Origin of the sequence: Pseudomonas karstica (assembly GCF_009707515.1) — a bacterium.
Lineage (GTDB): Bacteria > Pseudomonadota > Gammaproteobacteria > Pseudomonadales > Pseudomonadaceae > Aquipseudomonas > Aquipseudomonas karstica.
On sequence record NZ_WLYI01000003.1, the window covers coordinates 90,223 to 113,548 of the forward strand.

A 23,326-nucleotide genomic window follows, 5' to 3' on the forward strand; every position below is an offset into this window, starting at 1 on the left:
GCACACAGGCAGTCGAACCCGACCGCCTGGCGTCCACTTCGAATGGAGAAGAAAAATGAAAGCTTGGCTTCTGAAAGATTTTGGCCTGGACAACCTGCAGCAGGGTGAGACTCAAACCCCGACGCCCAAGGCAGGTGAGCTGCTGGTCAAGGTCGGTGCCGTGTCCCTCAACTTCCGGGATAAAGCGATCGTTGACGGTATCTACGAGCCGCATAGGGTTCCCAAGCCACTGATCCCGGTAAGCGACGCGGCCGGTACCGTAATGGCAGTGGGCGAGGGCGTCAGCCGCTTCGCTGTCGGCGACCGCGTCAACTCCCATCTGTACTCCCGCTGGATCGACGGCATGCCTGCCCACGATGAACCAGATTATTGCTTCGGCTCCCCGCTGCCAGGCGGCCTGGCTGAATTCATGATCATTCATGAAGACAGTGCAGTACGTGCGCCTGATGACATGAATGATGAAGAAGCGTCGACTCTTCCTATTGCAGCATTGACCGCATGGTACTCGCTGGTGGATTTCGGTCAGGTCCAGGCCGGACAGACTGTGCTGGTACAGGGAACTGGCGGTGTCTCCATCTTCGCCGCTCAAATTGCCATGGCACTGGGTGCCAAGGTCATCATCACCTCGAGCCGCGATGAAAACCTGGAAGCGGTGATCAAGTTGGGCGCGATCGCTGGCGTCAACTACCGCAAGACACCGGACTGGGCTGCGCAGGTGTTGAAACTCACTGACGGCAAAGGCGTTGATCTCCTCTTGGAAGTCGCCGGCGGCGAAGGCGTCAACGATTCCGTTCAAGCAACCAAGGTCGGTGGCCGTATTGCCCAAATTGGCTTCTTGACTGGCCAGACGACCGCCTTGAACCTGATGCCGCTGATCTTCCGTCAAACCACGATTCGTGGTATTGCAGTTGCTCCACGTTCTTCGTTTGACCGGATGAACGAGTTCTTGAACACCCACCACATCCGTCCCGTGATCGATCACGTGTACCCGTTTGAGCAGGCGCGTGAAGCTTACGAGCATTTGGCTCGCGGCCCATTTGGCAAGGTTGTTATCAAGGTTAGCTAAGCGTATAGGGAAACCCATCGTCGCCAGGCAATGATTGAGGGCGACATGGACTTTCTCGAAAGCATCTATATTCCGTGACCTCGCCTGCGCAGGGTAGGGAAGTGTGTAGTGATTAATGGGTTGATCGACATGCAGGTGGTGATTCGCGGTGTACCCATGCTGCTGAACTCACGCTACATCAGCGTCTGGAAATCGGGCGATAACGGATGGCAAATTATGGCTTGGCAATCCACTCGTTATACCAATGGCAACGGGCACATAAAAAAAGACGCCGTGTGAGCTAATGCTGTTCAGGTAAGGCTTTTTGCAGGAGCGAGAGGGACGCTTGGTTATTGCTCGAGAAGAACTCGAAGGCGCCGCGCTTATCCAGCATGCACGCGTTACCGTTGACGTTTTTCGCGAGCAAGCTAGCTCCTACAAGAGGGGGTCGCTTAACTAATCAGCATTAGCCACATGGGCGCCTAAAGCCGCTTCCTTACCGTCGGAGCAAAAAAGGAAGCGGGTACGGCAGCGGCTGCATTCGCGAGCCGCTATCTACAGCACATATCAGCCTTTAAGCGTTCTTTTCAGCGTTGAACCCATCGAAGTTTTCGAACACGCCCAGGAAGCCTGGAACGGTCACCTTGCGCGACCAGTCGCGCTGGAGCTCGCAGTACATCTGCACACGGCTGATGAGCTTCGCGCCTGCCTGCTCCATTCGGCGCAGAGCCGCCTCGTGTGCGGCGAGTGATGTACCGCCGACCGCATCGACCGGCACATAGACCTCGTAGCCCTCCTGGATCGCGTCGAGTACAGGAAAAGTCAGGCACGCTTCGGTCCACAGCGCAGTCATGATGAGCTTCTTGCGGCCGAGCGCTTTAACCGCCTGCTTGAACTCGGTGTCCTCCCAGCTGTTAATCGAGGTGCGGTCATAGGTCGGCAGGTGGCCAAGCACGTCCTGCAGTTCCTTGATCGGCGGCTTGTTAAGGCCGGTCCCGACGTTGACGGTAGAGTGGATGATCGGGATGTCGTAATTGATCGCCGCCTTGGCAACGCTCGTTATATTGAAGACGAGCTCGTCACGGGGCATCGAGCGGATAGAGGATACCTGGACCGGCTGGTAATCAATGATGATCAACGCCGAATTTTCGGGTGACAAAAGTTGGTCGGTCTGGGGGTTGCGGATATCTTCGCTTGCCATTGAAACAGGTCCTTTCTTGGCGATACGCGCCTGCGGAATAATGGCACACGCCTTCAGGCGAGGGCCGTCACACACTGCGCTGTTATTCGATTGAGATTGGTTTTCCAGGAGACATGCGTCAGTGGCACGTTGCCTGGAATGGAGACTGTACTGTTCCCATGCCAGGCACAGTAGTGCCATTCTGAGGTGAGCTGTGTTGCACAATGGGGAACGCTTCAATGGACATCGAATGCAGCAGACCTCGAAGAAAAGTCACGCAGGCAGCGCACTTTCAGTTAGCCAGTGCACTTTGAGGGGGCCGCGCGAGCGCTGGATCTCACTGCAGATATTCGACGGTGCCGATCACACAATCATCCCAACATCAGGCAGTAATCCAATAATAAGCGACGGTGCTTTGCGACAGTAAGCGGGCGCTTCACGACCCCTCCTTACTTGTCAAAGGTGAGCACAATGCAGAACCCGAAGCTTGAAGTCTTGACCCCCAGCAACTCGCAGTTGATCTTCATCGACCAACAGCCGCAAATGGCTTTTGGTGTGCAGAGCATTGATCGGCAAACCTTGAAGAACAACACCGTAGGCCTGGCGAAGGCGGCGCGTATCTTTGGCGTGCCTACAATTATCACCACTGTCGAAACCGAAAGTTTTTCGGGCCATACCTATCCCGAACTGCTGGAGGTGTTCCCCGATGCGCCCATCCTTGAGCGCAGCTCGATGAACTCCTGGGACGACCAGAAAGTGCGCGATGCGCTCAAGCGTAACGGGCGCAATAAGGTGATCGTTTCGGGGCTTTGGACAGAAGTCTGCAATACCACGTTCGCACTCTCGGCGATGCACGATGCCGGGTACGAAATCTATATGGTCGCTGACGCCTCTGGCGGCACCAGCCAGGCGGCCCACGATTACTCGATGCAGCGGATGATCCAGGCGGGTGTGGTGCCTGTCACCTGGCAACAGGTATTGCTGGAGTGGCAGCGCGACTGGAAAAACCGCGACACCTACGATGAGGTCATGGCCCTGGCCAGAGAGCATTCCGGTGCCTACGGCATGGGTATCGATTATGCCTACACCATGGTGCACAAGGCAGAAGAGCGGGTGAAGCACGGCCCCACGTTGGCGCCGGTTCACGCTGAGATCTAGGCCATTAAAAAGGGCGGCCCTGGCCGTCCTGATTCGGGAGCGCCCCCATGATTCAACAGTTGCCCGACATTGTGACGCTGGTCGTACGCCACTGCGTACGGACCGTGCAGCTTGAACTATATGCCACCATTGTTGTGCTGGTGGTTTACGTTTTCATGCCCATGGTCACCGGTTGGTTTGCTGGCTGGCTACAAGACGACGATGAGGGGGCTGCTTCATGAGTAACAAGCCAACAGACGAGGGTCGGCGTGGGTTTATCGCCGCTGGATCTTTGATCGGCGCTGCCGGCGCCCTGTGGTCGACGTTTCCGTTTGCAGCCGCCGCAGGCTCAACGTCCTCAACTATCTCAGGAGGCAACATGACTGCTGACAGCATTTTCTACAATGGCGACCTGCACACGGTGGATAGAGAAAAACCGCGAGCCAAAGCCGTGGCGATCAAGGATGGCAAGTTCGTTGCTGTCGGCAGCGATGCCGAAGCCATGGCGTTTCGTGGCACCGCAACCCAGGTTGTCAATTTACAAGGGCGTACGGTGATCCCCGGGTTAAATGACTCTCACCTTCATCTGATCCGTGGTGGCCTCAATTACAACCTGGAGTTGCGCTGGGAAGGGGTGCCTTCGGTGGCTGATGCGCTGCGTATGCTCAAGGTTCAGGCAGACCGCACCCCCACGCCGCAATGGGTGCGGGTGGTAGGGGGATGGAATGAATTCCAGTTTGCCGAACGGAGACTGCCTACGCTCGATGAGCTTAACCAGGCTGCACCGGATACGCCGGTATTTGTTCTGCATCTGTATGACAGGGCTTTATTGAACCGCGCCGCGTTACGAGTGGTTGGGTATACGCGCAACACGCCCAATCCTCCGGGCGGCGAAATTCAGCGCGACGCCAATGGCGAGCCTACCGGGATGTTGATAGCCCGGCCTAATGCGATGATTCTCTACTCAACACTCGCAAAAGGTCCGACGCTGCCTATCGAATATCAAGTCAACTCCACGCGCCAGTTTATGCGAGAGTTGAATCGGCTGGGTGTGACCAGTGCCATCGATGCGGGTGGCGGTTTTCAGAGTTATCCGGATGATTACCAGGTGGTGCGCGAGCTCGCGAAGAACGATCAGCTCACCGTGCGTATTGCCTATAACCTGTTTACCCAGAAACCCAAGGAGGAGCTGGCAGACTTCCAAAGCTGGACCAAGCAAGTGAAACCTGGAGATGGCGACGATTTTTTCCGCCACAACGGTGCGGGCGAAATGTTGGTGTTCTCTGCGGCAGACTTCGAAGACTTTCTTGAGCCGCGTCCGGACCTTGCGCCGCAAATGGAGGCGGACCTCGAGCCCGTGGTGCGTCACTTGGTGGAACACCGTTGGCCGTTCCGCCTGCATGCTACCTATGACGAATCCATCTCGCGCATGCTGGATGTGTTCGAACGGGTCAATCAGGATATTCCCTTTAACGGCTTGCCATGGTTCTTCGATCACGCTGAAACCATTACGCCGCGCAACATCGAGCGTGTGCGAGCTTTAGGTGGAGGCATCGCGATTCAGGATCGCATGGCATTCCAGGGCGAGTACTTTGTTGAGCGCTACGGCAGCAAGGCGGCGGAGCAGACGCCGCCGATCCAGCGGATGCTGGCTGAGGGCGTGCCGGTAGGCGCGGGTACTGACGCTACGCGGGTATCCAGCTACAACCCCTGGACGTCGCTTTACTGGTTGGTCAGTGGCAAGACGGTGGGCGGCCTGGAACTGTACCCCGAAGGCTTGTCCCGCGCGGTCGCACTTGAACTCTTTACCCATGGCAGTGCCTGGTTTTCGTCGGAACAGAGCAAGAAAGGCCAACTGAAAGTAGGCCAGTTGGCAGACCTGGTTGCGCTTAACGCCGACTTCTTTAACGTCGAGGAAGAACAGATCAAGTGGATGGAGTCGGTGCTGACGGTGGTCGGTGGCAAAGTGGTTTATGCCTCTGGGGAGTTTAAGCCGCTGTCCCCCGGTGAAATACCGGTGATACCGGAGTGGTCCCCCGTGGCGCGTGTGCCTGGGCATTGGAAACCAAGCGCTCCACTGCAGGCAGGTGTTCATCATTGCTCGGGGCCCTGTGCGGTTCACGCACATCAGCATGACCGGGTCAGGACGTCTTCCGCGCCGGTCAGCGATTACCAGGGTTTCTGGGGCGCTTTTGGATGTTCCTGCTTTGCGTTCTGATAGCGTGACATCGGCCCCCGTTGCATCGGCCTGGAGCCCGCTGCTTCATCATAGGATAAACGCCAAAAGGGTCGCTTTGTCACCCGTATCGATGGAGAGGGCTGATGTCATTCAGCATTGAGGCGGGTGGCGCAATCTCGATCGTGATGCTGTTCCTTGCGCATCTGGGACTTTGCGCGGCTTATATACAGGGCGGGCTGGTCAAACTGACCGATTTCCCCGGCGCCGTCGTTGAGATGGCCCACTTCCGCCTGAACCCGCCCGTCTTGTTCGCCGTTCTGGTGATAGCGCTGGAACTGGGCGCCTCTGTGATGGTGTTGACGGGCTTTCTGCGCTGGCTGGGTGCGCTGGCATTGGCCGGATTCACGCTTCTATCCACCCTGATCGCGCTGCGGTTCTGGGAGCAGCCGGCAGGCGAGGCTAGGCACGCAGACGCGAATGCCTTTTTCGAACATCTCGGTCTCATCGGAGGGTTCCTACTTGTCGTCTGGGTGGATCTTGCCCGGAACCCGTCCCTCGATCTGTGACGAAAGTAGCCTGACGTTTCTAAACCACCTCACCCGTCAAGGAGAATCGGATGACCGCCATTGACATGCCCGCCCCGGCGAAGGGCCCGCTGAGCCTACCGGTCTTCCGGGCACTGTGGATCGCCACGATCATTTCCAATATCGGCACCTGGATGCATGATGTCGGTGCGGGATGGTTGATGACCTCGCTGTCGCCCAGTCCACTGCTGGTGGCTCTGGTGCAGGCCGCTACGACCCTGCCGATGTTCTTGCTGGCCCTGCCGGCCGGGGCGCTGGCCGACATCGTCGATCGCCGGAAGATGCTGCTGTCCGCACAGGTCCTCGGCCTTGCTGCCGCCGCCGTTCTGGCCTTCCTGACCTTTCAAGGACTGACCACCCCGTGGCTGCTGCTCGCCGCCACCTTTGTTCTCGGCGTGGCGGCGGCGCTCAGTGCGCCGGTGTTTCAAGCCATCGTTCCAGAACTGGTCGACAAGGCCACCTTGCCCGATGCGGTGGCGCTCAACAGTCTCGGCGTCAACATCTCGCGTGCCATAGGCCCGGCGCTTGGCGGGGTGATCGTTGCGTTAGCCGGTGTTCCAGCGGTCTTCGCGCTGAATGCCGTTTCGGTTTCGGCGGTATTGATCGTGCTTGTCACATGGAAACGCGCCACGACCGTACATAGCTTGCCGCCCGAACATTTCTTCGGCGCGCTGCGGGCCGGTTATCGCTATGCACGGCATTCTCCGGCGATGCGGCTGGTACTGATCCGCACGCTGGGCTTCTTCCTGTTCAGCAGCGCGCTCTGGGCGATGCTGCCGCTGGTGGGCCGCCGCGAACTGGGGCTGGATGCGGCGGGCTACGGCGCGCTTCTCGGCTGCATGGGCGCCGGTGCCATTGTCGGTGCATTGCTGCTGAAACAACTGCGCAAGAAGGTAGCGTCCAACAGGGTCTCGATCTGGGCGACACTGCTGTTCGCGGCTGCGACCCTCGCACTGGCGCTGGCGCCCAATGCTTGGCTGGCCGGGGCAGTGATGTTCGCTGCCGGCGTCGCCTGGATCGGCATGCTGACCTCGCTCAACGTCGCGGCGCAGATGGCCTCGCCCGGCTGGGTCAAGGCACGGGCGCTCGCAGTCTATCTGTTGGTGCTTCAGGGAGCCATGACCGGCGGTAGTATCCTGTGGGGTACCCTTGCAAGCAGCGCGGGCGTCGCCGACGCCCTGATCATCGCGGCCATCGGCCAGATGCTGGCGATCCTGCTGGCCCTGCGCTGGCGGCTGCCGAAGGATTCCACCACCGATCTGGCGCCCTCGAACCATTGGGCCGAGCCTGTCCTCGCTGTCCCGCTTGCCAATGACCGCGGCCCCGTCCTGATCGAAGTCGAATACCGGATCGCCCCGGAACAACAGGCCGCGTTCACCGCCGCCCTACGCAATTTTCGTGCGACGCGCTATCGCGACGGCGCGATCCGCTGGGATGTCTGGGAGGACGTCGCAGAGCCCGGCCGGGTGGTGGAGGCATTCATCGTCGAAAGCTGGGTCGAGCATCAGCGCCAGCATGCGAGGGTGACCCATAGCGATGCACTGGATCAGGAACTGTTGAGCGCGTTTCACATCGGCGATCAACCGCCCGTCGTCCGCCACCTGTTGCGACCACTTTGACTCTGGACGCTGAGGCCGTGCGGATGGTCCGGGCGACAAGCAAGCAGGAGACGCGACATGATTGAAATGGTCATCGAGCAGCGGCGTTGCGACCTAACACACCATTTCATGCACATAGCGCGTCGCTGATTGCCGGCCGTGGATTACAAGGTCTGTTTTATCCAGGGCGATTGGCTGATGCCGACGGTATGGGACAAGTTCGAGCGTCACTTCAAGGCCTGCGGCTACGCTTGTTGTGTGCTGTCGCTGCCAGCTCCAGGCGAGCAAGGTTGGTACCGAGTTCTGCACGGTAAAGATGCCAGATCATCGCCCCTTGGACGTCTCGTGGATTTTTACGCGGAGCAGATTGCCGCCTTCCCGGCGCCGCCTATTCTGATTGGCCATGCGATGGGCGGGCTGATCGTTCAGCTATTGCTGGACCGTGGTCTGGGCATGGCTGGCATCGCAATAGCTCCTCGTCCACCTCAGTGCGTCTTCCCTGGCATTCGTTCGCTACTGCAGATACTTACGACAAGAGTTGAGCGGATCGAGGGTATGCGCTTTCTACGCCTGACGCCTGCGCAATTCTCCCGCCTGGGGCATCCGGCATCCCGTCAGACAACCGACCCGCTATATGAACGGTTTGTTGGTCGAGTCCCGCAAAAACTGATGACAGCGGTAGCATTAGGCGTGGGTAGCAGGCTGTTCTTCAATCACGAGCGCGGGCCCTTATTACTGATTTCCGGTAGCGATGACCGTATGATTGCCAGTTCTGTAGTTTTGGCCAACTATCTCTATCAGAGACGGTCGTTGGCGCCGACAGATTTCATCTCGCTTCCCGGCTATGGCCACCTGCTCATAACGCAGCCGGGTTGGGAGCAGGTCGCGGATCAAATCATTGAATGGCTTCAGCGACAGTTGGGCTGCTTTTGATGCCGCCCACAGGTTGCAGTACTCAATACAAGACGCGTGCTGGCGCGTGCCGTAGGTGCATTCCTTGCGAATATACGTGGTTTTACTGCTGAGTTTCGTGCTTGGTTGCCTTACGTGCTCAAGTGCAGTTGCGCGCATTTCGGATGAAATCGACCATCGCCGCTGGACCGCCAGCGACCAGGGCCCCAGTTCAGTGGGAGCGCTTGCGCAAACCGCTGATGGATACCTTTGGCTGGGTACTCATGATTCCTTGTATCGCTTCGATGGTTTTGAGTTCGAGAAATTCGCGCCGGCTGACGGTGAGCAACTGGGCGTGGTCTCGGCGCTTCTGAGCTCCAGGGAAGGGCTGTGGGTGGGTTTTCGTGCCGGTGGGGCCCGTTTGATCAATGCAAGCGGCGTGATTCAACCGATTGATCCAGGCCTTCCGGGCGGGGTGGTGTACAGCTTGGCCGAGGACCAGCAAGGACACGTTTGGGTCGCGGCGGATGATGGGCTCGCCCGGCATGACGGCACGGGTTGGCACGTGGTTGGCAAGGAGGCGGGCTTTCCCGACCGGCATGCCCGAGCGGTGCATGTGGATGCAGATGGCTATGTCTGGGCCGCGAGTGAAGAGGCAATATATACGCTTCCCCCAGGGGCATCTGCGTTCATGGAGATTGGCATCAAGAGTCAATCGATCAGCAAAATAGTATCGTCCCCTGCAGGCGACATATGGATAACTGATCGTTCCAGGGACCATCTACTGCGCCTGAAAAAAACAGGCTATGCCGACATTGAGTTTGAAGAGATACCGGCATCACGCACGGTCAGTATCGTTCTGGACGAGCAGGGAGACGCTTGGCTGGGCACGCTGGGAGCCGGTGTGCATCACTTGGCTGCCGGGGCGCTGCCCAAGCCTGTCGAGGATCAGGATGCAATCAACTCATACACCGTTCGCGATGGACTCAGCTCCGACACTATATTGGCCCAGCTAATCGACCGTGATGGCACCCTGTGGGTGGGTACGGATGCGGGCCTGGATCGACTCAAGCGTAAAACACTGTCTCACCTCGCTCTGCCTAGCGGCGCAGGCAGTCATGCATTGGCAGCAAGCGGTGATGGTTCTTTATGGATCGGTTCCGACAATGGCCAGCTAACGGGCCTGCGAGGCGATAGCCATTCCACCTTTGAGTTGGATATGCCGATCACCACATTGGTAAATAGTCAGCAACACGGCTTGTTGATTGGCGGGTATCGGGGGATTTATTCGCTTTCAGGCGATGGTCCGGTGCGCATCGCAACCTTACCTGTCGAATCCGCCCGCGAGGCTGCCATAAGGGCGATGACGGTAGGAACGAATGGGGATATATGGGTCTCAATCAACCGTGCAGGGCTTTTCGTATGGGCTGATAAGCAATGGCGACGCATTGAGCCTGTCAGTGATTCCGAACGGCAGGTGATGCCTGTCAGCGCGTCCCGTGATCTGACGGGCAAGCTGTGGTTCGGCTACCGGGATAATCTTCTGGTGTCCGTTGATGAGCAAAAGACCGCACGTTGGAGCGACCAGCAAGGTTTGAACATCGGCCATGTCACGGCGATGCTGCATTTGCCCGGACGCACCTGGGTAGGTGGTCAACATGGCTTGGCGTATCTCAAGGATGGACGCTTTCATCGCCTGGATCTACCGGCTGCCGGACCTTTTCAGAATATCTATGGGCTCGTCGCCGTACCGGCCGAGAAAAACGCAGCCGAATCCGGGATGGATATCTGGGTACACAGCCGCGATGGAATCTTCAAACTGCCTGCAGCAGAGATCGAGCGAGTAATAGCGGGCGGCAACACACTGTTGTACAGCTCGCACGATCACATTGGCCGGCTACCTATGGACCCATTCAAAGTATTGCCGTTGCCCACTGCGGTCCATACGGAAGATGGCTTGCTATGGTTCACCACCGGAAACGGGGTTGTCCGTGTTGATCCATACCAGCCAACGGATATGGCACTACCACCTGCCGTCACGATCAAGGCGCTGACAGTCGATGGAAATGATTTTGATATCTACGCCGCGCCCGTTCGGTTATCAGCTGCGCCGGAACAGTTGGTTATTACCTATTCAGCATTGAATCTCGCCTCACCAGAGACCATGCGCTTTCAATACCGGCTTAATGGCCATGATTCGCAATGGACCGATGCCGGGCACTCCAGGCAAGCGGTTTTTTCACACCTACGCCCGGGTAATTACGAATTCCAGGTCCGTGCGCTTGGCGAGAATGGGCATTTCACCCCTCCTGATGCAGCTTTAACTGTCACCATTCCCCAGGTTTTCTATCTTCGCCCAGGATTCCTGCTGATCTTTTCAGTAGCGCTGCTGACGCTTGTGTTCTGGATTTCCCGCGTCTATACGCAACGGGAAAAGGCAGCCCTCAGGACCCGCCTTGAGGAGCGCTTTCAGGAGCGCGAGCGCATCGCGCGCGAGCTGCATGACACCTTGCTGCAAAGCGTTCAGGGAATGATGCTCAGCTTCCAGGCGGTCGCGGACAGCCTGCCGGAGGGATCCCGTGCTCGCGATTCGATGGAGCGGGCGCTGGACCGGGCCGAGCAGGTGATTGCCGAGGGCCGCGACCGAATCACAGGGTTGCGTGGCCAGATGGCGCCAGTTGAAGATTTAGCCGTTGCGTTTCAAGCTTTAAAGCTGGAGGCCAGCGTTCCTTTTTCTGCAACCTACCACGTTGGTAACGTGGATGAACCGCTGGCGCTGCGCAACGAAGTTCGTGATGCTTTTTACCAGGTGGGCAGAGAAGCAGTTTCCAATTCGCTTCGCCATGCGCAGGCTACTCGGGTTACCGTTACCTTCACCTACGCGCCGGGCACGTTCGAGATGCTGGTTGTCGACGATGGGGTCGGCATTGATCCGCTCTATCAGCGAATGCACGGGCGCCCTGAACACGGCGGGCTCAGAGGCATGTACGAACGGGCCAGTAGAATTGATGCAACCCTGGCGATAGTTAGCAACCCCTTGAGCGGTACGCGCATTACACTCTCGCTGCCTGGCGCCACGGCCTATGAACACCCAGTGGGCAGTAAACCGAATCGCTCGAGCAGGGCAGGATAAACCTATGGTAGATCACAAGAGGCCTATCACCGTGCTGATAGTGGATGACCATCCGCTGATACGGGAGGGTATTGAAGCAGTAGTGGGTGGTTATGACGATATCACCGTGGTGGGGGAAGCCTCTAACGGGATTGAGGCAATCCGGTTATACCGAACGACGCAACCAGACGTCACGCTTATGGATGTACAGATGCCTGAGCTAGACGGAATTGGTGCAATCAGCTCCATCATGTCCGAGTTCCCGCAAGCTTGTATTGCTGTGCTCACTACCTACCGAGGGGATGTAAGGGCGCTACAAGCCATCAAGGCTGGGGCGCGAGGCTATCTTTTGAAAAGCACGTTGCGCCATGAACTCATTGAAACCATACGTGCCCTGGCCGCCGGAAAACGCTGCTTTCCCCCGGAAATTGCGGCTGAATTGGCGGCTCACATGGACCAGGATGGTCTCACCAATAGAGAGGTTCAGGTGCTCAGACATGTCGCCGACGGCTCGTCGAACAAGGAGACGGCCCTTGCACTGGCAATAGGTGAAGACACAGTGAAAGGGCATTTGCGAAATATTATGGACAAGCTGGGAGCCCATAACCGTACTCACGCGGTGACTATCGGTATCCAGCGAGGGATTATCGAACTTGCGCAATAAATAATACCCCCCCCCCTTTAGTGTTGGTTAATGCCTCCTCGTTTGGGGCTGTGCCAGGCCCCACCACAACGCCATCCTGTGCTGCCATGGTGACGAGTTAAACGCGCCACCAAGATTTGATCCCGGCCTAGGAGCGTTAGCTGTGAACGGGAATACCAGCGCAGATTACGTATTGGACAACACCGCCTCTCGTGGTCCCAACTATTTGAAACAGACGAGGCAACTGCTGACGTTGCTGATGGAGGCGGAGCGAGCCATTCAACGTGATCCCGACATCGCTTCGACTTACCTTAATCAGGCAATTGACCTGTTGGCAGTCGACAATCAAAGCAAACCTTTGCCGCACAGAAACAGGGGAGGGTTGGCTCGATGGCAAATCTCCCGTGTAGATGAATACATACATGAGCATGTCGAACATTGCATACGGACAACCGAACTGGCTTCGTTACTGAGCCTGAGCGTCAGTCATTTTTCGCATGCGTTCAAACAGACAACCGGCATGACTCCGCTGATGTATGTGACCGCCGCACGAGTGGAGGCAGCACGGCAATACATGCTGTGTTCAGCGCATTCCTTAAGTGACATTGCGCTTAGCCATGGATTTTGCGATCAGTCGCACTTTTGCCGAGTATTCAGGCGCGAAACAGGCTTGTCACCGCAAACCTGGCGAAAGCTGCATGCTGCAACTCCTCACTTTACTCCCAAGCGGCTTAAAGCCGCCCAAACTTGAGTGGGTATTCGATAACCATGTAGATCCTGTCAATGTCGTCACCGCCTTGGGCTCTGTTTGCCCGATGTACCACGTGGGACAACTGAAAAGACAAGTCTTTGGCCGGCCCTGACTGCAGCACATACCGAAGATCGATATCGCGCTCCCAGTGTCGCCCGCCATCGCCTTGTTGAGGAGCGTACTCTCCGGTCGATTCGTCGAAAGGGTTATAGCCGCCGCCTTTGGGCGCGTGGGTTGCGTCGATACCGCGCCCGGCGACGTAACGAATCATGAATTTCAATCCAGGTATGCCGTAGCTGCCCAGGTCGAGGTCATAACGGGCCTGCCAGGAATGTTCATGGGGGCCATTGAAGTCGGCATACTTGATCGAATTGGCAAGGTAAATGGAGTCGCCGCCGATAAAGTCGAATGGGGTGTTGCCGTTGATCTTTTGGTAGGCGAGGGTGAAGGCATGGGCTCCGGCGGTGTATTTGCCAGCCAGGCTGTAGGCGGTGTTATTGATGGCTCCGGCCACGGACTCGCCATAATCCCTGGTGTGATAAACGTTACCGTCGACGAATAACCCGGATTGCTTGAGGTGCAAGTTGGCATAGTATTGGTGCCAGGTGTCACTCAGCTGTGAGGCATAAAGCGCACCGCCTACCGGGCGCTCTTCAAACAAGTTGGCGCCAATGAAGTCGATGCCGCCCGTTCGGGAACTTGCACCATAGCCGGAGAAATCGCCTTTACGGGTCGATGCGTTCTGATTCTTGAACGCCGTGAAGTGACCTGCCAGCACATGCATGTCATCGATTTCACGGCTATCCAGTAGCAGGCCAGTGGCGTACTCGGGCTGCAGGCGTTTGTCGGCCGTGTCGAATACCGGCGTTTGCACCGTCATTTCACCGAACGCCAAGGTGGTGCGAGAGGTGCGCAGCTTAAGGGCGCCGCCACCACTGGAATAATTGTCCTCGCTACGACCCTCTTGATCGAGTGGCAGTAATCCCGCCCCGGAATGCCCCTTGCCGCCGTCCAGCTTCAAACCCAGAAACACATGGGCATCAATGCCAAAACCAATAGTGCCAGAGGTAAATCCGGACTCAAACGACGTAATGTACCCTTGGGCCCATTCCTGAATGTGGTTTTTGCCTGAAGGCGAAGATGATCGATAGTCATTGCCGAGGTAAAAATTTCGACTGAGCACTTCAAGTGAAGAGCCTTCTCGAAACCCTTCTGACGGTTGTGCAGCCTGCGACGCCAAGGCTGTTCCACTGGGGGTGCAGATGACCAAAAGAAGCCCGCAAGTGACTCGCAGGTCAGTCACTTTTCTTCGTCCTTAAGCGGCAAAACCAAGGCGTAATGCTTGCCGTATTGTTCGTCGCTCGCATGTCCATCGCCTCACAGAAGTCGAAGAAATGATCGCGCATTTTGTAACGCCAGAATTGGACAGGCGTGCGGTTTTTTTGGATGGCTGTGCGGAGTTAGCAAAATCGTAAGGGCCGGCGAACACACCTTCCGAACTCCAGCATTAAGGACGATGGTGTATATACGGCCGATGATCACGTATTGCGTAATTGCCATCGTCCTGGAAGATTGTTCAGCGGCACGGAGGTTTTACTCTGCTTGGCCTCCAGCGCTTCACAAACAGGGCTGAAGGCATGCGAAGGTTACCAATTCTTCCCAATAAACGCGGCAGCCGCGTCCAGTGCATGCCGCGCTCCTTGAAGCTCCATCACTGACCGTTGAAATACGTGATGAAGGCCTTCGTAGATGGCCAAATGAACTTCCCCCCCGTTAGCGGCAACGCGATCAGCGTATCGTCGCGCATCGTCAAGCAATCGCTCGTCGCTTCCTACCTGAATCAGCAACGGCGGGAGCCCGGCAGTGCTTGCGTACAAAGGCGATGCTCTACCGTCAAATGGACTCGTTCCGGCGAGGTAGGACTGTGCAGCATTGGCAAGTATATCTGTTACTGGAAATATCGGGTCGTAGCTGTTTGGCGAGCTGAACGACCCTCCCTCCAGCGCCAGGTCGACCCACGGCGAGTAGAGCACCGCCGAAGCAATCAGTGAGCGGATATCAATTGCTGAGATACTAGCGAGAGCCAGCCCGGCTCCGGCGGAATCCCCGACCATAGAAATTCGAGTGATCCCTTGAGCGTTGAGCCAGGCCAGCGCGTCTACAGCCGCATCGAACGCAGCAGGGAACGGTTGTTCTGGCGCTAGCGGATAATCAAGCACGAAAGTCGCGACGCCGACGCGCTTAGCCAGTTGGCTCGCTAGCCCCCGATAAGCCTGGGCTGATCCCAACGAATAGGCGCCCCCATGAATGAACATGATTACCCGATCACTTGGCGCGCCTTGCGGGCGAACCCACCAACCGGTTACCCCTGTATCATCCGACGGCTCACAGACCATCTCTTCTGCGATGGGCGTACTTGCCGTCATCCGGTCGTAGGCCTCGCGCATCGAGCCGGCTGCATTGGCGAAATACCCACTTAAAGCGGCCAGTACATTTTTTTCCGCTTCGCGCTCACTGTCGGTTATTGGGTAACGGGTTTCGGATACGCGATTATTTACGGGGGCAGACATAGATGAGTTTCCTCGTCAAGGCAAACAGGTTGTCCAGGAGAGGGAACGGTAACTGATTCTCTAATTTAGAAATATGAGTAAAAAGAGCTACCATCTATTCCCAGATGGACTTTTCAGGTGCTGACAAATGGATCAGATCGACGCCATCAAATTGTTCATTCGAGTGGTTGAGCGGGGAGGTTTTTCGGCAGCCGCGCGCGAGGCGGGCGTTGGCCAATCTGCGGTGAGTAAGCAGATTGCCGCTTTGGAAGAACGATTGGGTGCGACGTTGTTGTTAAGAACGTCGCGCAGCCTGCGCGTGACTGAAGCAGGTCAGCGCTTCTATAGCTCCGCTTTACAGTGGGTGGGAGATTACACTGATATGGTTGCGGCGGTCGCCGATAGCCAGGCGGCGCCATCGGGCAACATTCGGATCGCTGTCGCCCCTGTTTTCGGGCGTCTGTATGTAGTGCCACATCTGGCATCGTTCTTCGAGCGCTACCCCGGTATCAACGTCGAGACCACCGTTTCGGACCGCCATGCCAACTTGATCGAGGAGGGTGTAGATTTCGCTATTCGCCATGGCGAACTGGAGGATTCCAGCTTGACCGCACGGCGTCTTGCCACGAGCCCGCTTGTGACTGTCGCGAGCCTTGGCTACTTGCAACGACATGGTGAGCCAGTAACGCCAAATGACCTGCAACAGCATGGGTGCATTCTGTTCAGCGGGCGTGAGGAAACTCGCCCGTGGCGGTTCGTGGACATGAACGCCACATCTATCACTTTGCGCCCCGAAGGCCGTTTTTGTAGCAACGATGGCGAACAAATCAGGACTGCCGTGCTCGGGCACATTGGCATCGCTCAGGTGCCAGCGTGGCTTGTGATGCCCGAACTTATTTCAGGACAATTGCGAGCAATCCTCCCGAATCATGCGACTGGCGAGGTGCCGATCAGCGCGGTGTACCCGTCCCGACGTGTGCTCACACACAAAGCTCGATTGCTCATCGAACTACTTAGCGAAATGCTCAACCGAGATTTGCGCGCTGCAATTACAACTCAATACCCCCTGTAGTCGGCCGCTGCCTTTGAGATCTTTTTTTGCGCATCGTAAAACGACGGGTAGCGTATGCACTCGGGCATCACGTCACGTAATAAACCGGCTGCCACTTATGCGGAAGCAGCTGCTTGATTTCACTCGCCCGCTGCGTTGGCAGGCGCGCGAGAACATCCCTCAGATATGCATACGGATCATAGCCATTCAGCCGCGCAGACTGGATCAAGCTCATGATCGCTGCTGACCGTTTGCCGCTGCGTAACGACCCTGCGAAGAGCCAGTTCTTGTGCCCAAGAGCCCATGGCCTGATTTGGTTTTCGGCCCAATTGTTGTCTATGGGTACGGCCCCGTCATCAAGGTAACGCGATAGCGCTGGGCGATCATCCAGGCATGCAGCATGTCCATCACCGGAACGGCTTTCTCTTGCCGTAATCGGCGCCGTAAATCCGGCTCCAAATCGCGGACCTCGCTCTCGATTTCGTACAACAATTGGATATAGCGCAGGGCTTGCTCGGCGAGCGTGCTTTTATTCGTCGCATGCAACTCGAAGAGCTTACGCCGTGCATGGGCCATACCAACGCATTTCGTAGGGGGTAGGGGAGGTGGTAAGGAAAAAATCTCCCTTTTCCACCTCGCTCAAACTCCAGTCTTCACCAGCCAGACGCTCTTCAACCGTGACATCTCCGCATAGAGTCCAAACAATCAAAGGCTCAGCTACTGCGGGTACTATGACGCTTTCTTCAATACGTTCTCGATTAAAAACCTGCACCAATACGTCTTTCGAAGAAATGCCATCGGATGCGGCAATATGTTCGCCACGAATGTGTGCTTCCAAGCCTGTGGCAGAAGTTCGCTCAGCGCTATCCACGACTCAATTCTCCCAACTACCAGCATAAAACGGCACCATCGTTTACCTTAACCATGAAAGGCGGGAAGGCAACGACGGATGTGTTTTTGGCCTGACAATCTACCAACAAGATCCACTCACAGAATCAGGCAAGTTGTCGGTAGGGTCTGACTAACGGCTGCCTGCCTTAGATGCGAGTCGGTCACAGCGTTGAGCAATGAACGATGCTCATCGCAGCCACGCGGACAGGTGCACCGGTGCGTAGCGACCGTGAAGAGAAACGGCACTGAAGGCAGTTACCTCGAACACAAAGAACGTGGCCGGTTGAGAGGCTGGTTTGTCGAATCAGTGGTTTAGGCTGCTCATGAACATATCTGACATGGCACTTGATTTAACATAATATACATTATGCGAACTGTCCTATTGAAGGATCAGGGTCAGTGGAGGTCAGATTTCAAGCCCTATATGGATGACGTTACCATTCCACTGGCCTGAAGCATTTTGCTCTCCAATCACCAGGCACTGACCTTGGCCGTCTGCCGCCGCGATCAGCGTGCCGTTGTTCGACCAGATTGAGCTGCGTCCTGCACATTCCCATTCGCCCGATACGCCGCCATGGTTCGCAAGCAACACCATTATGTGATGTGTTGCCGCGTAATCAGCCAGTTGCTTGCTTTCAGAAGCATATGCCGTCTTTGAAATCAAAACGCTGGCGGCATAGATTTCAGCATTCGTATCCCGTGCTGCAATGCGATGACTGGGTTGCATTGCATCAGCGCAGATAGCCAAGGCTATTTTCCGGGTCTCGATAGTTAAAGGTTCGCCGCCCGTACCAAGACTGAACACCCGGTCTTCACCTGGGTGCAGGTATTGTTTGCTGTACAGCGACTGACAGCCATCAGCGTGGAATACCAATGCGCCAATCACTAAATCCGAGTTTTCAGGCAACCTCAATGGCGCGCCCACTACGGTTGTGATCCCACTGTTGCGGGCCAGTTCTTTTATCGGTACCAAGCGCGCATCGTCAGGCCCTATGGCTAGTTGCGCAGACGCTTCAAGTTCATAACCGGTGAGCGATAGTTCAGGAAAAATCAGAAATTGGACACCGTTGCGAGCAGCTACACGCATGATTCGTAGATGCTGCTCAATGTTGGCTGGTATGTCTTGGGCGATAGAAACAGACTGTGCTGCAGCGACTATAAATGACATGGAGCATCCCTTCCTCACTCGCTATATATTCGCATTTAATATAACTATACTAAATAGTCCTTTAGTTTAGTTATATCAAGGCTCTCCACAAACTCACCTATCAGTGCACTCTACCCTCCCCCCATCTGCAGCAGATACGCCCAGGGATAAATCCCTCGCTGGTGCCCATCGCTGAAGATCAATTGCACGCCATAGCCCTGAATGTGAACCTCCAGCACTCGTACGTTTTCAGGCACCTGGGGTGGCGTGCCCTTTAATCGAAAGGCCTGGCATTGTGAGCACGGGCACTCGCGCCGCAACCGGGCATGGTCGATCCACTGTTCACCGTCGGCCCACTCCAGCCTGAGACGGTGGTTGTCATTCTTACCGATGCTTTTCGGTGCGGCGACGTTCACTGCAGTTGCGCCAGGGCAATGCGTACTGCCTTGCGAACTTCCGGGTCACTGTCGTCGGCGGCATCACGCAAGGCCGTCAGTGCCTGTCGGTCACCCAGTTCGCCCAAGGCCAGGGCCGCTTCCTTGCGTAGGTTGCTGATGCTGTGGCCCAGTGCCTGGATCAGTGCGTCCAGCGCCGGTAGATAACGAAGCCGCCCCAGGCTGCGAGTGGCTCGCAGGCGGACTTGCCAATAATCATCGGCCAGCGCGTTGATTAATGCGTCGCCGGCGCTGGCACTGCCGACTTTGCCCAGGGTGGTTGCCGCCTCTTCACGAACTTGCCATGTCGTATCCTGCAAGGCCTGGTAAAGCGCCGGCAATACCCGCTCATCGTTCGCCAAGCCCAAGGCGCCAGTGGCGGCCCGTCGTACTTCAGTGTCCGGGTCGCTGCTGGCGAGTGTGGCCAGGCGTTCCAGGGCTGGCAGGTGCTTGAGCCAGCCCAGCACACCTACGGCTTCGCGGCGCACGCCGGCATCGCTGTCGGCCAGCGCCTGCAGTGCCGCAGGTGCGGCGTCTTCAAGGCGTAATTCGCGCAACGCACGAAACACCGCGGTGCGCACAGTAACGTCGGCATGCCCGGTCCAAGGCACCAACAGCCTGCCAGCCTGTTTCGTTTTGAGCACGCTCAGGCTCTGGGCGGCGGCTTCACGCACTGACGTTTCGGTGTCGGTCAACGCCAGGCACAGCGCCCCTACCACCTCGTCTTCTTCCCATGCTTCCAGCAGGCTGGCCGCCTGGGCGCGAACTTCGGTGGCCGGGTCATTGCCCAGGCTGTCCACCAGCCATACCAGGCCATCGGGGTCTTCCAGGTCTGCCAGATCGATCAGGGCAATACGGCGCACACCCGCATCCGACGCTTGTAGTCGGGGACGCAGGGCTTCTATTTCAAGGTTTTCATCAGTCATAAGGCAAATCGCGGTTTGGGTTGGTCGGTAGGCAGCCCGAGCGGGTTGAGGCGCGGCAACTGGCGGCCGTCTTCATGGTGCAGCAGCTCCAGGCAATGGCGCTTGAGGTGGGTAAACTGCGCAGTGGTCATCAGCTCAGTGCGGCGCGGCCTCGGGAAACTCAGGCTGAAATCTTCGATGATGCGGCCAGGGCGCGGGCTCATGATCAGGATGCGGTCGGCGAGAAACAGCGCTTCGTCTATGTCATGGGTCACGAACACTACGGTGGTGCGAATCCGGGTCCAGATGTCCAGCAACAAGGCCTGCATTTTCATGCGGGTCAGGGCATCCAGTGCACCAAAGGGCTCATCCATCAGCAGCAGGCTGGGACGGTTGACCAGCACCCTGGCGATCTCAACCCGCTGTTGCATGCCGCCGGATAACTGATTGGGCCACCGCTCGGCGAAGCCTTCCAGGCCCACCAGCGCCAGGATCTCATCGGCAGCGGCCAGGCGCTCGGCCTTGGCCACGCCGCGCATTTTCAGGCCAAAGGCAACGTTTTCCCGTACTGAACGCCACGGAAACAAGGTGTGCTGTTGAAACACCATGCCCCGTTGCTGCGATGGCCCGACCACCGCTTTTGCGTCCACACGCAGCGAGCCCTGGCTAGGCCTCAGGTGGCCGGCCAAGGCGCCGAGCAACGTCGACTTGCCACACCCGGACGGACCGAGGATGCACACGAACTGTCCGGGTTCGATCTGGCAGTCCAGGGCTTTCACCGCCTCGAATGCTTGCTGCTGTTCGCCCAGGACGATGGACAAGTTGCTAATCTCGATGCGGCCTTCAAGCTGAGTATTGAGGTTCATCAGGCTTTACCTCGTGGACGATGCCAAGGGGTGAGCAATGCGCCCAGGCGCTTGACCAGCAGGCTGCTGCCCATGCCCAGCACACCGATCAATAACATACCGACGACAATGTCGGCGTAGTTCTGGATGGTGTAGGACTCCCAGGTGTAATAGCCGATACCGAACTGGCCGGAGATCATCTCTGCCGTGACCAGGCAGAACCACGAGGTGCCCATGCCGATGGCAAGGCCCGTGATGATGCTCGGCGCCGCGCCCGGCACAATCACTTCGAGCAGGATCGCCCGCCGCCCTGCCCCCAGGCTGCGCGCCGAGGCGATCAGGCGAGGGTCGACGCCTTCAACCCCATGCACAGTGTTGAGCATGATCGGAAACAGCGCGCCAGTGAACGTGATGAACACCATCGACAGCTCCGACGACGGGAACATCAGGATCGCCAGGGGAATCCAGGCCACTGCAGGAATCGGGCGAATCACCTCCAGGGGCGGCAGCAGTACATCTTCGGCCCATTTCGAGCGACCGATGGCGATGCCCAGGCCGACACCTACCAGCACCGCCGCCAGGTACCCTTCAAAGACCCTGAGCAAGCTGGCGCTCAAGTGCTGGGCCAACTTACCCGAGTCCGCCAGGCCCAGTGCCGCCTGGATCACCGCCCCAGGCGTCGGCACATTGGCGAAGGTCACCAGCCACAGGTTCCAATGGGCGCTGGCCGCTACTTGCCAGAACAGCAGGCAGAACAGCAATGAGGCGGCCCTGGGTATCCAGCGCAACGCAGTATTTGACATGAATGCACGCTCCGTCAGGGCGCAGAACCGATCTGCGCCCGTGGCTATATCAATGACCGGCAACCGCCTGCGCGCCAGCATCAATGAAATTGAACACCTTGCCACCCTGGGCCTGGGCGTACTGTTGCGCCTGGTCCTTGAGCAGGAATGCACTCAACTTGCCTTGCCCATCACTGGCAAACCACGCTTGGCTGGCCAGTAACTTGATGCCGCTGTCTTCGGCCTGGGCGTACACCGCCCTCACCTGCTTGCCGTCTTTTTTCAACTCGGCGAGCGCGGTAAAGGCCGTTTCTGCAGAGGCATAATGGCGCACCTTGGGCTCACCCTTGACCCAGATTTGCGCGACGTGTTTCCAGTCGGTTATCGGCGCTCCGGTCTGCGCATCGTTGGCCTTGAGCGGCGCCTGGGCGTAATTGGCCAGTTGCGCGTTGTAGTCCAGGCCGGATGCCTTGAAGGCCTCGCGAATGTACTGGTCATCAATGAAGGTGTTGAGGTCCAGCCCACGATCAGCCTTTTTCAGCAGTTTGAGGGTATCGATGGCCGTGCCCACCGCCTGGCGGTATTGCGGCTTCCAGCTCAGGTCACGGGTTTGCACGCCCAGCGGGCCGTGGAACAGGTAATTGACCTCGGCTTCAACCCCGGTGACCTTCTCGATCAACTCGCTGTACTTCTCTGGCTCTGCGCTCAGTAACTGATTGGCCTCAATACTGGCGCGCAGGTAGGCGACGACCACTTCCGGGTATTGGCGGGCGTAGCTTTCATCTACCAGGGCGCCGTGGAAGGTCGGGGTATTAGATTGTGAACCGTCGTAGATCTTGCGGGCAAAACCCCGGTTGGGGAACAACTCGCCAAAGGGCACGAAATCGGCGTGAGCCTCGATCTTGTTCGCCTGCAACGCCGAGCCTGCTATTTCCGGCGCCTGGGCGATGATGTTGACGTCCTTGAGTGGGTCCCAGCCTTGGGCTGCGACCGCGCGCAGTAACATGCCGTGGGCAGTCGAGGCGAATGGCACTGAAATGGTCTTGCCCTTCAAGTCCGCGAGGGACTGTGCGGTGGATGCGATCGGCACGACGATCCCGTTGCCGCTGCCCTCGATGTTGCCCGACAGCACATTGATAAACAGGCTGTGCTTGCCCGCGGCCTCGAAGGCCACGCCGTTGAAGGCCCCAGGAAAATCGGCCATGGCGCCGAAGTCCAGCTTGCCGGCGACCATTTCGTTGGTCAGCGGCGCGCCACTGGTGAAGTTCTTCCACTGGATGTCATAGGTGGCGTCCTGGTACTTACCGTCGTGGGGCAGGTATTTTTCCAACAGGCCCAGTTCGCGGATCAGCAAGCCGCCCGCTGCACAGTTGATGGTGGTGTCCTGAGTGCCGATGGCCACCCGGATGGTGTGTGCCTGCACGGACAGGCTAAAGGAGGCCAGCACCAGGCTGGTCAGGGTTGCGCGCAATAACATTGGGTGTGTCCCCTCGAATCATGGTTGTAATAGTCGTCTCCGCCACGATCAGGCGTGGTGGGAAACGAGGGGGTGTGGCGTTGGCGTCCGGTGTTTGCGGATAGCGTGGGTGAAGCGGTGAACCT

At 57.6% G+C, this 23,326-nt stretch carries 21 protein-coding genes and 2 pseudogenes; 12 read left to right on the forward strand and 11 right to left on the reverse strand.

Going from position 1 to position 23,326, the window contains the following annotated elements; genetic code table 11:
* Nucleotides 1–55: 55 nt before the first annotated feature.
* Both GIR22_RS03050 and GIR22_RS03055 read left to right on the forward strand, forming a co-directional pair.
* Nucleotides 56–1,066: a zinc-dependent alcohol dehydrogenase family protein gene (locus GIR22_RS03050; protein ID WP_154741880.1), complete on the forward strand. Its 1,011-nt coding sequence runs from the start codon at nt 56–58 to the stop codon at nt 1,064–1,066.
* 108 nt (nt 1,067–1,174) lie between these two features.
* Nucleotides 1,175–1,345 carry a hypothetical protein gene (locus tag GIR22_RS03055; RefSeq protein WP_246207782.1) on the forward strand — a complete coding sequence of 57 codons (171 nt, stop codon included), beginning with the start codon at nt 1,175–1,177 and terminating at the stop codon, nt 1,343–1,345.
* A 274-nt stretch (nt 1,346–1,619) separates the two neighbouring features.
* Here GIR22_RS03055 and GIR22_RS03060 read toward each other — a convergent pair whose 3' ends face one another.
* On the reverse strand, nt 1,620–2,246 hold the full coding sequence (locus GIR22_RS03060) for a hydrolase (protein ID WP_154741881.1): 627 nt from the start codon (nt 2,244–2,246) through the stop codon (nt 1,620–1,622).
* A 450-nt stretch (nt 2,247–2,696) separates the two neighbouring features.
* Here GIR22_RS03060 and GIR22_RS03065 point away from each other — a divergent pair, with 450 nt between their 5' ends.
* From GIR22_RS03065 to GIR22_RS03105, 9 genes are all read left to right on the forward strand, one after another.
* On the forward strand, nt 2,697–3,383 hold the full coding sequence (locus GIR22_RS03065) for a hydrolase (protein WP_154741882.1): 687 nt from the start codon (nt 2,697–2,699) through the stop codon (nt 3,381–3,383).
* 47 nt (nt 3,384–3,430) lie between these two features.
* On the forward strand, nt 3,431–3,604 hold the full coding sequence (locus tag GIR22_RS25915) for a hypothetical protein (protein WP_178122062.1): 174 nt from the start codon (nt 3,431–3,433) through the stop codon (nt 3,602–3,604).
* A gap of 137 nt (nt 3,605–3,741) precedes the next feature.
* Entirely contained in the window at nt 3,742–5,580 is a 1,839-nt protein-coding gene (locus tag GIR22_RS03075; RefSeq protein ID WP_178122063.1) for an amidohydrolase, read from the forward strand.
* A 104-nt stretch (nt 5,581–5,684) separates the two neighbouring features.
* A complete protein-coding gene (locus GIR22_RS03080; RefSeq protein WP_154741884.1) occupies nt 5,685–6,107 on the forward strand; it encodes a DoxX family protein in 423 nt (140 codons plus the stop codon).
* A 50-nt stretch (nt 6,108–6,157) separates the two neighbouring features.
* Nucleotides 6,158–7,744, forward strand: coding sequence for an MFS transporter (locus GIR22_RS03085; RefSeq protein ID WP_154741885.1), 1,587 nt, complete (start codon nt 6,158–6,160; stop codon nt 7,742–7,744).
* Nucleotides 7,745–7,882: 138 nt separating this feature from the next.
* Complete coding sequence (locus GIR22_RS03090; protein ID WP_154741886.1) at nt 7,883–8,656, forward strand: alpha/beta fold hydrolase; 774 nt, start codon at nt 7,883–7,885, stop codon at nt 8,654–8,656.
* A 76-nt stretch (nt 8,657–8,732) separates the two neighbouring features.
* Nucleotides 8,733–11,747, forward strand: a complete 3,015-nt coding sequence (locus tag GIR22_RS03095; protein ID WP_178122064.1) for a sensor histidine kinase — start codon at nt 8,733–8,735, stop codon at nt 11,745–11,747.
* A gap of 4 nt (nt 11,748–11,751) precedes the next feature.
* Complete coding sequence (locus GIR22_RS03100) at nt 11,752–12,390, forward strand: response regulator transcription factor (RefSeq protein ID WP_154741888.1); 639 nt, start codon at nt 11,752–11,754, stop codon at nt 12,388–12,390.
* Between the two features lie 142 nt (nt 12,391–12,532).
* Complete coding sequence (locus tag GIR22_RS03105; protein ID WP_178122065.1) at nt 12,533–13,120, forward strand: helix-turn-helix domain-containing protein; 588 nt, start codon at nt 12,533–12,535, stop codon at nt 13,118–13,120.
* Here the strand turns inward: GIR22_RS03105 and GIR22_RS03110 are convergent.
* Complete coding sequence (locus GIR22_RS03110) at nt 13,101–14,423, reverse strand: OprD family porin (RefSeq protein WP_178122066.1); 1,323 nt, start codon at nt 14,421–14,423, stop codon at nt 13,101–13,103. The two genes, GIR22_RS03105 and GIR22_RS03110, sit on opposite strands and share 20 nt — an antisense overlap.
* Before the next feature lie 343 nt (nt 14,424–14,766).
* Complete coding sequence (locus GIR22_RS03115) at nt 14,767–15,690, reverse strand: alpha/beta hydrolase (RefSeq protein WP_154741890.1); 924 nt, start codon at nt 15,688–15,690, stop codon at nt 14,767–14,769.
* A gap of 127 nt (nt 15,691–15,817) precedes the next feature.
* Here GIR22_RS03115 and GIR22_RS03120 point away from each other — a divergent pair, with 127 nt between their 5' ends.
* Entirely contained in the window at nt 15,818–16,741 is a 924-nt protein-coding gene (locus GIR22_RS03120; RefSeq protein WP_154741891.1) for a LysR family transcriptional regulator, read from the forward strand.
* A gap of 67 nt (nt 16,742–16,808) precedes the next feature.
* On the opposite strand, the pseudogene GIR22_RS03125 reads toward GIR22_RS03120, so the two are convergent.
* The 8 genes and pseudogenes from GIR22_RS03125 to GIR22_RS03160 form a co-directional block, all read right to left on the reverse strand.
* A pseudogene (locus tag GIR22_RS03125) lies at nt 16,809–17,296 on the reverse strand (IS66 family transposase); the annotation flags it as partial.
* A 1-nt stretch (nt 17,297) separates the two neighbouring features.
* Nucleotides 17,298–17,591: pseudogene (locus GIR22_RS03130) on the reverse strand (AraC family transcriptional regulator); the annotation flags it as partial.
* 426 nt (nt 17,592–18,017) lie between these two features.
* Nucleotides 18,018–18,779 (reverse strand): carbon-nitrogen hydrolase family protein, encoded by a 762-nt coding sequence (locus GIR22_RS03135; protein ID WP_154741892.1) that lies wholly within the window; start codon nt 18,777–18,779, stop codon nt 18,018–18,020.
* Between the two features lie 110 nt (nt 18,780–18,889).
* Entirely contained in the window at nt 18,890–19,174 is a 285-nt protein-coding gene (locus tag GIR22_RS03140; protein WP_178122067.1) for a gamma-butyrobetaine hydroxylase-like domain-containing protein, read from the reverse strand.
* Nucleotides 19,171–20,118 (reverse strand): HEAT repeat domain-containing protein, encoded by a 948-nt coding sequence (locus GIR22_RS03145; RefSeq protein ID WP_154741893.1) that lies wholly within the window; start codon nt 20,116–20,118, stop codon nt 19,171–19,173. Before GIR22_RS03145 ends, GIR22_RS03140 begins: the two co-directional genes overlap by 4 nt.
* Nucleotides 20,115–20,963, reverse strand: coding sequence for an ABC transporter ATP-binding protein (locus GIR22_RS03150; protein ID WP_154741894.1), 849 nt, complete (start codon nt 20,961–20,963; stop codon nt 20,115–20,117). The genes GIR22_RS03145 and GIR22_RS03150 overlap by 4 nt, the downstream gene beginning before the upstream one ends.
* Complete coding sequence (locus GIR22_RS03155) at nt 20,963–21,745, reverse strand: ABC transporter permease (protein WP_154741895.1); 783 nt, start codon at nt 21,743–21,745, stop codon at nt 20,963–20,965. Before GIR22_RS03155 ends, GIR22_RS03150 begins: the two co-directional genes overlap by 1 nt.
* A 49-nt stretch (nt 21,746–21,794) precedes the next feature.
* A complete protein-coding gene (locus GIR22_RS03160; RefSeq protein WP_154741896.1) occupies nt 21,795–23,201 on the reverse strand; it encodes an ABC transporter substrate-binding protein in 1,407 nt (468 codons plus the stop codon).
* Nucleotides 23,202–23,326 lie beyond the last annotated feature (125 nt).